General features: G+C 69.8%; 9 protein-coding genes and 1 pseudogene. 2 read left to right on the forward strand and 8 right to left on the reverse strand.

Features of this window, described 5'->3' with window-relative positions:
- Positions 1 to 142: 142 nt before the first annotated feature.
- From ACIA8E_RS37985 to ACIA8E_RS38015, 7 genes are all read right to left on the reverse strand, one after another.
- On the reverse strand, positions 143 to 520 hold the full coding sequence (locus tag ACIA8E_RS37985) for a hypothetical protein (protein WP_399305660.1): 378 nt from the start codon (positions 518 to 520) through the stop codon (positions 143 to 145).
- A 161-nt stretch (positions 521 to 681) separates the two neighbouring features.
- A complete protein-coding gene (locus ACIA8E_RS37990; RefSeq protein WP_399305663.1) occupies positions 682 to 1707 on the reverse strand; it encodes a serine protease in 1026 nt (341 codons plus the stop codon).
- Positions 1708 to 1744: 37 nt separating this feature from the next.
- Complete coding sequence (locus ACIA8E_RS37995; protein ID WP_382640551.1) at positions 1745 to 2068, reverse strand: trypco2 family protein; 324 nt, start codon at positions 2066 to 2068, stop codon at positions 1745 to 1747.
- Positions 2069 to 2296: 228 nt separating this feature from the next.
- Positions 2297 to 3724, reverse strand: coding sequence for a DUF4158 domain-containing protein (locus ACIA8E_RS38000; protein WP_399305667.1), 1428 nt, complete (start codon positions 3722 to 3724; stop codon positions 2297 to 2299).
- A gap of 407 nt (positions 3725 to 4131) precedes the next feature.
- Positions 4132 to 5577, reverse strand: coding sequence for an aldehyde dehydrogenase family protein (locus ACIA8E_RS38005; RefSeq protein ID WP_399305670.1), 1446 nt, complete (start codon positions 5575 to 5577; stop codon positions 4132 to 4134).
- Between the two features lie 196 nt (positions 5578 to 5773).
- Entirely contained in the window at positions 5774 to 7345 is a 1572-nt protein-coding gene (locus ACIA8E_RS38010) for a PucR family transcriptional regulator (protein ID WP_399305673.1), read from the reverse strand.
- A gap of 173 nt (positions 7346 to 7518) precedes the next feature.
- Positions 7519 to 9948: an ATP/GTP-binding protein gene (locus tag ACIA8E_RS38015; protein WP_399305676.1), complete on the reverse strand. Its 2430-nt coding sequence runs from the start codon at positions 9946 to 9948 to the stop codon at positions 7519 to 7521.
- A gap of 257 nt (positions 9949 to 10205) precedes the next feature.
- On the opposite strand from ACIA8E_RS38015, the gene gabT reads away from it, so the two are divergent.
- Together gabT and ACIA8E_RS38025 are read left to right on the forward strand one after the other, a co-directional pair.
- A complete protein-coding gene (gabT, locus tag ACIA8E_RS38020) occupies positions 10206 to 11546 on the forward strand; it encodes a 4-aminobutyrate--2-oxoglutarate transaminase (RefSeq protein ID WP_399305679.1) in 1341 nt (446 codons plus the stop codon).
- A gap of 123 nt (positions 11547 to 11669) precedes the next feature.
- Positions 11670 to 11882, forward strand: a pseudogene (locus ACIA8E_RS38025) (phosphoesterase); the annotation flags it as partial.
- An 83-nt stretch (positions 11883 to 11965) separates the two neighbouring features.
- Here ACIA8E_RS38025 and ACIA8E_RS38030 read toward each other — a convergent pair.
- Complete coding sequence (locus ACIA8E_RS38030; RefSeq protein ID WP_399305684.1) at positions 11966 to 12277, reverse strand: hypothetical protein; 312 nt, start codon at positions 12275 to 12277, stop codon at positions 11966 to 11968.
- Between the last annotated feature and the right edge of the window lie 121 nt (positions 12278 to 12398).

Below are 12398 nucleotides of genomic sequence, written 5' to 3' on the forward strand. Positions count from 1 at the left end.
CCAGTGGGGACCACCGCTGAACGGCGCAGTCTGGGTTCCGCAGACGGTGTGCGCTCCGCAGTGATGACTCGCTCCCCCGGGGGCCAGAAACCGACGATGTGGTCACTCCGGCCCTCGCGGGGCGAGGCGTAAGAACTCATTGCTAGCCGACCGAGGAGATGGCGTCATTGAACGGATAGGTCAGACGGTTCCACGTGAAGTCGGGCTGGAAATACCCGTAGGTCCCCTTCCAGTTCGGGTCGTTCCACGTCTGGAGGGCGAGTTCAGCAGTTTGAATGGACGAGATCTTGTCATTGAGGTCGGCGTAACCGCTCGGGGCGTACCTGAGGTCGGCGATCGAACCGGGGTGGGAGTAGCCCGACCAGCACGTGCCGCCAAGGTCGTAGTTGTCGCAGATCACGTACCTATGAGGAATATTCGAGGTTGAGGCGGCGGCGGAACCAGCAATGGTGCCGGTGATCCCGGTGGCGAGAGCAAGGCTCGCAATCGCTCCGAGCATGACCTTCTTGACACTTCGCATAGAATTTTTCTCCATTGCGGTAAGTCGGGCTGCTGTGCGCCATGACGGGAAGGGTCACGGGCGAGTCGGCTCCGTCACGGGTGCTGCGGGTGCGTGTGTCGACCCTGGACCCGGGTCCAGGGATGCATCGGTCATTTGGCTGCATGACCAACCCATGACTGTCAGGCACCCGTGTACCGTCGACTCCTGCTGACTAAGATTCGAGTTTCACCTTCGAACGCAATCATGTCGACCTGATTCGGCCTGGCCCGAAGACCATATTCCGGAGGTTCCGCTCCAGGCTTGTCAGCACAGGTTGCGCCGGTCGCTGGCAGCCGGGCGCGTCGCTGCGGGGCTGGGGTGTGAGTGACGACGCTTTCGCCGCACGGCCGTCCGTATGCGCTTTGAGCGCTTCTCCCGTGCCCTGGAGGGCTTGTACTTGCTCCGTGAGTTCGAGGTTCAGTCCGTTGACCAGGTTCCGCTGGGCCTTCCGGCAAGAGTGCCGCCACCAGATGCGGGTCGTCGGCAAAGGCCCTCGCCGGCAACGCCCACAGCTCTCTTCCCTCGGGATGACCAGGAGCCTTGTCCGATTCAATGATCCCGATGAAAAGACCGTCGGCGAACAACGCCGCGCCCGACATACCAGCCCAGACACTGCTGCCACCGGGCCGCGCAAGACGGGCTCCGCCTTCGATCTGGACAACCCACAGGTCGCTCTTCACTCCCGACAACGGCGTGACAAACCCCTTGATCTGACGAGACTCACGTACCCGTCCGTCCACGTCGCTGTCCGGGAACCCCACTGCGGTGACCTCAACCGGATCCGTACCGGTCACATCCGCCCATGTGGGCGAACTGCGCGAAGCGGGACCGTCGAGCAGGATGTGCCTCCTCCTGGTGGTCTCGGTGACGACCAGCAGGGCCACATCGAACTGCGGTGACCACCACACAACGACGGCATCGACGAAATCTGCTTGCCCGCCGCGACGCAGTTGTCGGATGCGGCAATGCGGGCGGTCCCGCGCAAGTCCCTCCAACCTCTCCTTCCAATTCTCTAGCGGTGGCGGCGCGAGCGGACCATCATCTGGCAGCGCTCCCTCGACGACGTGCCGCGCCGTCAGCACTGTGTCCTCGCTGATCAGATAGCCGGAACCAACTGAGCCCGTTTGAGGCTCATAGATTTCGATAACCAGATCCTCATTCAGCACCGCTGCAGTCCTTCGTCTCGGCGTTCGTCACTCAGCGTCAGTCCGGCTCACCCGCCGCTTGGGCGTTGACCTTGACTGATGCGGTTCGACCGTTGCCATCGACCGTGACCGGCGTGAGTGACAGCGACAGCTGGTGGGTGGCCTGGTCGCCGATCTGCCCCTTCGCTCCGAAGGACACAACGCCGAACCGCACTCCGGAGTCCCCCGTGGCTTCTCGGGTGATCGCCAGTGTGACGTTCAGCTCCACGGCCCCCAGCTCGAACCGCAAAGCCTCGTCGCGCCCACTGCCCATCGCATCGGTGAGCTCCGCGCGGAGCGCCTGGATCGTCTCCGCCAGTCCGGCGGCAATCCGATCATCCATTACTGTCCTCCCTGGTTGACATCGCAATCTTCCCGGCACTCACGCTTCAGAGGTACTCAGTAAGGCGTCCTCGTCTTCCTCGGCATCGGTCGTAGCCGCAGGGGGCACAGGCCACCATCATGGAGCCGGGATGCCTGGAAGCCATAGCGGCCAAGGCAGTTGAGATCGGCAAGTCTTGAGAGGGCCAACCGCGCGATGTTCTCGTCCAACACCGACGGCCCGCAGATGTCAGTCCTCCGCGCCGTCCTCGTCGTCGTCGAGCTCAACGGCGTCCGGGTTGCGCAGGGGCCGCAGGTCCCCACCCGCCGGGACGCTGGCGGTGAAGCTGTAACGGCCTAAGAAGTTCAAATTCCTGTGCTTGAGTGGGGAAAGCCGGGCCACATCCTCGTCCTTGATCTCGTGGCCCTCGGTGCGGAGGGTGCGGAGCTGGGTGACAGCGGCGTCGATGTAGCGCGTCGTCCAGAGCACGATGGCGTTGAGGACCAGGCCGAGGGCGCCGAGCTGGTCCTCCATGCCGTCGCGGTACGCCTGGTGGATGGTGCCGCGCTTGCCGTGACAGACGTCGCGGGCGAGCTTGTGACGCGACTCCTGCACTGTGAGCTGGCGGTTCATCTGCCGGCGGTAGGTGTCGTCCACCGGGTCGACCATCCGCAGCAGGTGCTCGGTCTTGGCGATCCGCCCGTACTCGGCGAACGCCTGCCCCAGCGGGGTCGGGTGGCCCTCGCGGCCGAACATCCGCAGCAGGTCGTAGGCGCGGACCTGGTTGGTGACCAGGGAGCCCGCGACCCGGAGCATGTCCGGCCACCACGTCTCGATCTTCTTCACGGCGCGCTCCAGACTCGCCGCCTTCGAGCCCAGCCCGTAGCGCGCCAGAGCGGCCAGCCGGTTCGGCGGGACCTGCGACAGCCGCACCCGGCCAAGCTGGAACGCGCTGATCTCATCGACCCGCTCCAGCGCGCGGGCGAACGCCGTGCCCGTCGTCCGCGTCGGCGGCCGGCGCAGCCGCTCCAGCTCCGAGAACCGGGAGCCCTCCGGCGTCACCAGCGTGGCGACCAGGTCCCCGGGCAGCGCCTCGTCCGCGCGCCTGGCAGCCCTGGCGACCGTGGCGTGCAGCCGCTTCTCCGCGACCGTACGGACCTCCGACACCTTCCGGGCCAGCACCCACACCCCGGGCAGCAGCACGCGGTGCCGGCGCAGCCAGCCCACAGCCTGGTTGAACAGCGCCACCGGCCCCTCGGCGTGCGTCCAGGCCCGGCCGTGCAGGAACGTACGGAACTTCCGCCCCCACTCCGGGTCGTCGTACTCGTGGTACTCGTACGCGTCCCGGATCTCCCACGCGTGCTCGTACGCCGTCGGCTTGCGCTCGGTGTACTGCTTCACGCAACTGACGTCCTCGATGCCGAGCTGCTCCCCGAGGTACTCCACCACCGCCCACGGAACGTCCAGCGGGTCGTCAGGGAGGAACCGGCCGATGTAGCGCACGGTGCACATCTGAAGGGCGAACCCGAGCCGACTGTGGTCACCGCGCCGCTTCGCGATCAGCTTGCGGTCCTCGTCGTCGAGGAAGAAGAACCGCTCCAGCTCCGGCCGGGTCGGCTCCTCGTTGAACTTCCCGTACGAAGCCGCCTGCTCGTCGGTCAAGAACTCCACTGGCATGGCCCTGAAACTAACGACGCCCGCAGCCGGTCAGCGATCTTCCGCCGAACTCCCTTCCCGGGCCGACCGCCTGTGCTGGGCGCCCATGATCACCGGCTTAGCGTTAACCGCTGTACCCCTGTGCCCCAAGGCCGTTGACCTGGTAGCTGGTTACTTGCCCGGCCTTGTTCTTCCGGGGGGTCAAGGACGCCATGAGCGCAGAGTAGCGCCATGTGTTCCCACGGTGTTCCCACTCCCCCATTGGAACCGGCCAAGATCCGACCATTGTCGCAGGTCAAGGTGCAGGTACGCAGAAACGGCCGGAGCCCCCGCACAGTGGGCTCCGGCCGTTCGTCTGCCGCCTGCTGTCGTGCTGTCCAGGCGGATTACAGGCGGCTGTGGTGGACCGGTTCGATCCTGCTCACGGACTACAGGGCGAGGCCGGTGAGGACCAGCACGCGCTCGTAGGTGTAGTCGTCCATCGCGTAGCGAACACCCTCGCGGCCGACGCCGGACTGCTTGGCTCCGCCGTACGGCATCTGGTCGGCGCGGTAGGAGGGGACGTCACCGATGATGACGCCGCCGACCTCGAGAACGCGGTGGGCGCGGAACGCGGTCTGCAGGTCGTGTGTGAACACACCTGCCTGCAGGCCGTACTTGGACGAGTTGACGGAGGCGAAGGCCTCGGCCTCGCCGGCCACCTTCTGAATGGTGAGCACCGGTCCGAACACCTCCTCGGAGGCGAGGGTGACGCCGTCCGGGAGCTCCGTCAGCACGGTCGGCGCGTAGCTCGCGCCGTCCCGCTTGCCGCCCACGAGGAGCTGGGCGCCGGCCTGCACGGCCTCGTCGACCCAGGACTCGACGCGCTTGGCGGCGTCCTCGTTGACCAGCGGGCCGACGTCGGTCGCGGCGTCGGACGGGTCACCGGTGACCTGGGCCTCGACGGCCGCGACGATCTTCGGGACGAGCCGGTCGTAGACCGCGGTGTCCGCGATGACGCGCTGCACGGAGATGCAGGACTGGCCGCCCTGGTAGTTGGAGAAGGTCGCGATGCGGGTCGCGGCCCAGTCCAGGTCCTCGTCGGAGGCGTAGTCGCCGAGGACGACCGCCGCGCCGTTGCCACCGAGCTCCAGGGTGCAGTGCTTGCGCGGCACCGACTCCATGATCGAGTAGCCAACCGCGGCAGACCCGGTGAAGGAGATCACGGGCAGCCGCTCGTCCTGCACGAGGGCGGGCATACGGTCGTTGGGCACCGTGAGCACGGACCACGAACCGGCCGGAAGGTCCGTCTCGGCCAGCAGCTCACCGAGGATCAGCGACGAGATCGGGGTGGCCGGGGCGGGCTTCAGGATGATCGGGACGCCGACGGCGATGGCCGGGGCCACCTTGTGGGCGCTCAGGTTCAGCGGGAAGTTGAAGGGCGCGATACCGAGGACCGTGCCGCGCGGGAAGCGACGGGTCAGCCCGAGACGACCGGTGCCACCGGCGTCGGTGTCGAGGCGCTGGGCCTCGCCGCTGTTGAAGCGGCGGGCTTCCTCGGAGGCGAACCGGAACACGGAGACGGCGCGGCCGACCTCACCGCGTGCCCACTTGATGGGCTTGCCGTTCTCGGCGGAGATCAGCTGGGCGATCTCCTCGGTGCGCTCCACGAGACGCCGTACGACGTGGTCGAGCGCGGCGGCGCGGACATGGGCAGGCGTCGCGGCGAACTCCTCGCGCACGGCGTGCGCGGCGGCGACGGCCTCCTCGGTCTGCGCGTCGGTCGGCACGCTGACCGTGCCGACGAGACGGCCGTCCCAGGGGTTGGTGACGTCGAAGCTGTCCTCGCCGGTGGCCCGGCGGCCGGCGAGCCAGAAGGCGTGGGTGGAAGTCATGGAGGTTCCGGCCCTTCGGAGTCGTGGGGTGTCCTGTCCCCCACCGTAGGGCCGTACCGTCGGCCTGGCGTTTGTCCGGTGCGGAGCAGAAGCGGGCAGGCATGCGCCGGTTTGTCGGATGACCCGGCCGACCGGGACGGTCCACCGCGACCGACCGGCGAGCGGTTACGTGCCCAGGGGCCGGAAGGGCTTCATCTCACGGCGTCGTCGGGGAACTCGTGGCCTTCAGCGCCAGCCACAGCTCCATCCGCACATCCGGGTCGTCCAGGGAGCGGCCCAGGATCTCCTCCACCCGCCGCATCCGGTACCGCAGGGTGTGGCGGTGCACGCCCAGGTCGGCCGCGGCCGCGTCCCACTGTCCGTGGTGGCTGAGCCAGGCGCGCAGCGAGGCGACCAGGTCTCCGCGGCCCTTCGCGTCGTGGTCGCGCAGGGCGCGGAGCATGCCGTCCGCGAAGGCCCGGACCGCGTCGTCCGCGAGCAGCGGCAGGACCGAGCCGGCCGCCAGCTCCTCGTGCTCGACCATGGCCCTGCCCCTGCGGCGGGCGACCGAGAGTGCCTGTTCGGCCTGCTTGTACGCGGCGGAGACGGCGGTCGGACCCGACGGTGCGGACAGCCCGACGACCACCTCGGTGTCCTCCGGCGCCGCCTGGTCGTGCGGGGTCCGCTCCTCCTGGGCCTCCGCGTATGCCGCGCAGGCGGCGACGGCCGCGCCGCCGTCCGCGGCGAGAACGACGAGCCGTTCCCCTTCGGGGACCATCAGCAGAGCCTCCCCGGACCGGGCGGCCGCCGACTCCATCGCCTCGCCGAGCAGTACCGGTGTCGCCGGGTCGGACGCCTCTGCGATCAGCAGGCGGAACGGGGCGTCGAGCAGGCCTCCGTACAGGTCTCCGGCAACGGCCCGCGCATGGTCCGGCTGGCCGGCGAGGAGCATCCGGAGTACCGCGGCGCCCAGTCGCTGTTCGGCGCCCTGAAGGGCGCGGGAGCGGGCGGTGGTGAGGGTCAGCAGGGCGACGGCCGAGTGCACGGCGTACCGCTCGGCGGTACCGAGGGCCGACCCGGTGCCCACGGCCAGGGCGCCGCGGGCCTGGCGGCCGGTGCCCAGGGTCTGGAGCTCGACCCGGTCGTCGGAGTCACCGACGACGACGCTCGCCGGGGCGGGGCGGTCTCGCAGACGTTCCACATCGGGGGTGAGCCGGGCCGCTCTGCGGGCGGCCCAGTCGGGGGCGGCGGCCACGACGGCGCCGGAGGCGTCGTACAGCGCGGCCCAGCCGTCGACCTGTGCGGCGAGCCGGCTGAGAAGCTCGCCGGGCCCCTCCCCGGCGAGTGCGGCCCTGGTGAGATCGCGCTGCGCCTCGAAGCCCGCTGTCACAGCCCGGTACTGGTCGGCGGCGATCGCCGAGGAGACGGCCTTGGCGATGGCGAGGAAGGCGGTGCGGCGCGGGACTTCGAGGAGCGGCAGTCCCGCCTCCTCTGCGGCGTCGATCAGCGGCTGCGGCACCTCGTCGTAGTTGACGCCCACGGCGAAGCCGAGCCCGACGACTCCGGCGGCGGCCAGCCGGCGCACGTACCGACGCATGGCTTCGGGGTTCTCGGCATCGAGGTTGGTGGCGGTGATGAGGAGGAGTTCGCCGCCCTCCATGTACGGAACGGGGTCGGCCAGCTCGCTGGCGTGCGCCCAGCGCACCGGCGCGTCGAGCCGGTCCGCCCCCGCACGCACCGTGAGTTTGAGCGCCGAATGCTGGACGAGCGAGGCGAGAGTGGGGGGCATGGGACCGCGGGACCTTCGGGAGTCGATTTCGCCGTCCCGTACGAACGGCTCCTCCCGATTCTGCCAGGACGGCAGGGTCAGTGGTAACCACTCTCAGTGACTTGGCACCGCCGCGGCCCACCGGATCCGTTGCGGTGGACCCGGCCGGCACGTCATGGCCGCCCGGTCCCGGTTCAGCCGTTCAGGTCCACCAGCAGCGGCGGCGCGTGCTCCCCTCGTACCGTCGTCAGAGACAGCACCGCGTGTCCGGCCGGGACGCGATGAGCCAGTTCGGAGGCCGACCAGCGTTCGCGCTCGACCTGGCGCACGGTCACCGCGTCGGTGGTCACGGCCTTGCCGGTGACCAGCTTGCGGAAGGCGTGGATGGCCCGGGTCATCGGCTGGTCGGCGAAGACCGTGCGCTGGGTGACGTCCCGGGTCTCGACCCATTCCGTACCCCATGCCTCGGCGAACCGCTTGCCGTCCCAGGTGGTGATCCCGGAGAACGCCATCCGGCAGCCGACCGCGCCCAGCAGCGCCGTGTGCAGGCTCTCCGGGACGTCGTCGAGGGTGCGCAGCGTGAGCACGGCCCCGGCGTGCGCGGAGCGCAGCCGCTGGATGCCACGGACGGTGTCGGGGGTCAGCGTGCGGGTCGCGTCGTCGAGGACCAGGCAGGCGAAGAGGGAGCGGTCGGCGCGGGCGGCCGCGCTCGCCGTGAACTGGGCGAGGACCAGACGGGCCAGCATCCGCGACGCCTCGGCGTGACCGCGTTCGGGCAGATCGATGCGGACCCTGAGCGGGTGCTCCAGGGCCCGCAGGGAGAAGGGGCGGGCCTTGCCCGTGGTGTCGAAGAAATCGGCGAACGCCGGCCGGTCGAGCAGCGCGACCCGGTCGGCGAGTGCGGGTCCCGGGTCTCCGGGAGCGCCGGACTGGCGGGCGCGGGCGTCGAGTTCGCGGTGCATGCTGTGCCCGTCCGCCGCGTCGACGGCCTCGCGCAGGGCCGTGAGCGCGGCCGGGACACCGTCCAGCAGCTCCCGCAGTTCGGGGACGGAGGGAAAGCGGCCGTGGGCGGCGCGGTAGGGGCCGAGGAGCTGAGCAAGGGCGGTGGCGGCTCGTCTGCTGTCCACTTCGGGGAGGTCCCCGACGAGCCCCTCGGCCAGGACGGCCGCGGCTTCGTCGGGATCGGTGGTGCCGCCGTAGAGGTCGAGGTCGTGGACGGAGGCCGGGTCGCCGAGCTTGACCACGACGTCGAACCCCTCGTCGGCGCCGAGCCGGGTGCCGGTGGCGCATACCGCGACGACGGCGGCCCGCCCGGCGAGCGCCTGAAGGGCGAGGGATTCGACGACGGGCCGGATCAGTGCGCGGCTCTTGCCCGCCCCCGGCGGTCCGACGGCGAGCAGGGAGGTGCCGAGCAGTCCGGGGTCGAGGGCGATTCCGCTGCCGCGGCGCGCATAGGGGTTGCGCTCGTTGTCGTCGACCGTGCCGAGCCTGACCTGGTCGACGAGCAGATCGTGCCGGGCGGAGCGGACCGGGAGATCGCGCGCGCCGGAGGGGTGGGTGCACGCGGCGGCGCCGTTGCGCAGCACGGTGTCGGTGAAAGCGGGCAGCCGGGTGCTGTCGGCACGTACGGAGGTCCAGGCGCGTCGGATACGGGCGTAGTCGACGTCGTTCATCCGGCCCGACCGGGCCTCCTGGGCGAGCTTGGCGGCGGCCTGGTCCTGTCCGGCGGCGCGCAGGTCGGGCCACTCGGCCGGATCGTCCGCGCCACCCGCCGTCCGGGCCTCCCCGTCGTGGCCTGCCTCACGGGCCGTGCCCCGGTCCGCGGTTCCACGCGCGCTCGGGGTCCCGGCCCCTGCCGTCGGCGGCTGCGGCGGGCGGGAGCCGTCGGCGTTCCTGCGGCGCAGCCGGGACCATCGGCCCAGCTTCGCGAAGGGCCACACGATCACCAGGGTGATCAGGGCGTACAGCGTGTACGTGACCACAGTGGTCAGGGTGCGGTCGGTGCCCATCCACGAGCCGGCCACGAAGCTGAAGGTGAGCTCCATGCCCGGCACGGTCCCCGTCCACACGAGGATCCAGACCAGCAGCGCGCCGGCCGCCGCACCGGCCGCGCGGGCGCCGGGCCCTCGGCCGGCGACCGAGCGTTCGAAAGCGGCGGGCCAGTTACCCAACCGGCCGAAACCGTAGACGATGGCTCCGATGATCAGCAGGCGGTAGATGTCGAGCGCGCGTACCGCCCCATGGGTCAGCGGCTGGTGGTCAAACGGTCCCCACCATTCGTGGGGGGTGAAGAGTGTCAGCGGGACCCGCCAGTACGGGATGTATCCGTTGCGCCAGAGCGACCAGACGAGGATGCAGGCAAGGAGCGAGATCACCGCTCCGCTGAGCAGCGTGCGGTCGGGCGTGCGCTCCGCCTCCTCGGCGGGCCGGTCGGTGTGTCCGGACCGCCAGACGCCCGGTTCCGCGAGGGGCCTGGGCATGCGCAGCCAGTCCCCCAGGGAGGGGCCGGTGGCCGGTGCATGGCCCGGCATGGGCGGCAGTACGGGCGGTGGCGGGCCGGCCGGGCGCGGCACCGAATGACCGGAGCGGGTGCCGCGTGAGTCGTACGTGCCCTCGGTGTCCATGTGCTGTCCCTCGTCCCCTGACCAGCGCCGACCGGTAACCACGGGCGCAGGCGCCCCGATCCCCTCAATCTAGTGCCCAGTAGCACCCCGTCAGACGCTGTCGGGCGGGAAGTCCCGCCACCGGTCGCCGGGCCGTCGCTATGTCCGTGACGGACAACCGCGTCGGGCCACTTCTCCCGAACGGAACATGCCGGACCCCCGGCCCCGCCCCTAGCCTGCAGACAGAGAAGCGTCCGAAACACCCCCAGGAGCCCCTCATGACCGCAATTCCGCAGGAGCGCCGCGTCGTCACTGCCATTCCCGGCCCGAAGTCGGTGGAGCTGCAGGCCCGCCGTCTCGCGACGGTCGCCGCAGGTGTGGGCTCCACCCTGCCGGTGTTCACCGCCCGCGCAGGCGGCGGCATCGTCGAGGACGTGGACGGCAACCGTCTGATCGACTTCGGCTCCGGCATCGCCGTGACGTCGGTCGGCGCCTCCGCCGAGGCCGTCGTGCGCCGCGCCTCCGCGCAGCTCGCCGACTTCACCCACACCTGTTTCATGGTCACGCCGTACGAGGGGTACGTCGAGGTCTGTGAGCAGCTCGCGGAGCTGACGCCGGGCGACCACGCCAAGAAGTCCGCGCTGTTCAACTCGGGCGCCGAGGCCGTCGAGAACGCCGTGAAGATCGCCCGCGCCTACACCAAGCGCACCGCGGTCGTCGTCTTCGACCACGGCTACCACGGCCGGACGAACCTGACGATGGCGCTGACCGCCAAGAACATGCCGTACAAGCAGGGCTTCGGTCCGTTCGCGCCCGAGGTCTACCGGGTACCGGTGGCGTACGGCTACCGCTGGCCGACCGGTGCGGAGAACGCCGGTGCCGAGGCCTCCGCTCAGGCCATCGACCAGATCACGAAGCAGATCGGCGCCGACAACGTCGCCGCGATCATCATCGAGCCGGTGCTCGGCGAGGGTGGCTTCATCGAGCCGGCGAAGGGCTTCCTCCCGGCCATCGCGCAGTTCGCCAAGGACAACGGCATCGTCTTCGTCGCGGACGAGATCCAGTCCGGCTTCTGCCGTACCGGCCAGTGGTTCGCCTGTGAGGACGAGGGCATCGTCCCCGACCTGATCACCACCGCCAAGGGCATCGCGGGCGGTCTGCCGCTCTCCGCCGTGACGGGCCGCGCCGAGATCATGGACGCCGCGCACGCGGGCGGCCTCGGCGGTACGTACGGCGGAAACCCGGTGGCCTGCGCGGGTGCGCTCGGTGCCATCGAGACGATGCGCGAGCTGGACCTGAACGGGAAGGCGAAGCGCATCGAGGAGGTCATGAAGGGCCGCCTCGCCGAGATGCAGGCGAAGCTGCCGAACGGCGATGTCATCGGTGACATCCGTGGCCGTGGCGCGATGATCGCGATCGAGCTGGTGAAGGCCGGCACGAAGGACCCGAACCCGGAGGCCGCCGCGACGCTCGCGAAGGCCTGCCACGCGGAGGGCGTGCTCGTCCTCACCTGTGGCACGTACGGCAACGTGCTGCGCTTCCTGCCGCCGCTGGTGATCGGCGAGGACCTGCTCAACGAGGGCCTCGACGTCATCGAGCAGGCTTTCGCCCAGATCTGATCCGATCCTGGCGCCGATTCCGACCGGGTCCACGTGAGGGCCTGTGAAGAACGTGTGGGGGGCCCATGGCGGGATCCGGTTCCCGCTGTCGGTCCCCCGTCGGCTGCCGTACGGTTCCTGCAGATGAGAGAAACACCCCGCTCGCAGGGGACTGCGGGTGATACCGGGTCGGAGCATCCCCAGCACCGTCCTGGTCGTGCCACCGCGCACACCACTGGAGCCTCTGGCTCCGGAACTCCTCACCGATCGGATGGCCGCTCGCCCCAAACCCCCCGGGGCGCGCGGCAAACCGATCCAGCGGCACGATTGCGGTTCTTTACTGCGGTAAGTAACTGGATCAGCCCGCAACGCCGAAGGGCGGAAGCTACCCCCCCTGCTTCCGCCCTTCGGCTTGCCACACAACTCCCGCGTACGGCAGATCAGGCACGCCGGAACTCCACCCGCTCGATCAGGTCACCGCGCTTGCCAGGTGCGGGGGAACGGGTCAGGCGGACCTGACCAAGCATTGTCGGCGTAAACAGCAGTGCAGCGATGGCCCGTTGAGCGGAAACAGGTGTCCGGAGCCATCGTGTAGTCACATTGCCTCCTGGGCGGAACAGCGTGCTCAGCGCAGTGGGACGGGACAGCTCACGGACCTGGTCCTCAAGTTCCTTGATCTTGCCCTCCAGACGCTCCACGGACCGCGCCAGGATGCGGGCCTCGGCCAGCGTCTCCGACTTGGCCTCTTCCATCTCCCTGAGATCAGCACGGCCCTTGGTGGGCTTGATCCGCTTTGACGGACATTCGAGATCAGGGGCTCAGCCCCGGGAGGATGTCCATCATGGAGAGCATGGGGAAGAAGAAACCTCGCCG

It is taken from the genome of Streptomyces sp. NPDC051664, assembly GCF_044453545.1.
In the GTDB taxonomy this organism is placed as follows: domain Bacteria; phylum Actinomycetota; class Actinomycetes; order Streptomycetales; family Streptomycetaceae; genus Streptomyces.

Excerpts from the sequence above, each read along its gene's own strand:
- gabT (WP_399305679.1), top strand. The coding sequence starts at position 10,206 with ATGACCGCAATTCCGCAGGAGCGCCGCGTCGTCACTGCCATTCCCGGC.
- ACIA8E_RS37995 (WP_382640551.1), bottom strand. The coding sequence starts at position 2,068 with ATGGATGATCGGATTGCCGCCGGACTGGCGGAGACGATCCAGGCGCTC.
- ACIA8E_RS38030 (WP_399305684.1), bottom strand. The coding sequence starts at position 12,277 with ATGGAAGAGGCCAAGTCGGAGACGCTGGCCGAGGCCCGCATCCTGGCG.
- ACIA8E_RS38000 (WP_399305667.1), bottom strand. The coding sequence starts at position 3,724 with ATGCCAGTGGAGTTCTTGACCGACGAGCAGGCGGCTTCGTACGGGAAG.
- ACIA8E_RS37985 (WP_399305660.1), bottom strand. The coding sequence starts at position 520 with ATGCGAAGTGTCAAGAAGGTCATGCTCGGAGCGATTGCGAGCCTTGCT.
- ACIA8E_RS38005 (WP_399305670.1), bottom strand. The coding sequence starts at position 5,577 with ATGACTTCCACCCACGCCTTCTGGCTCGCCGGCCGCCGGGCCACCGGC.
- ACIA8E_RS38010 (WP_399305673.1), bottom strand. The coding sequence starts at position 7,345 with ATGCCCCCCACTCTCGCCTCGCTCGTCCAGCATTCGGCGCTCAAACTC.
- ACIA8E_RS38015 (WP_399305676.1), bottom strand. The coding sequence starts at position 9,948 with ATGGACACCGAGGGCACGTACGACTCACGCGGCACCCGCTCCGGTCAT.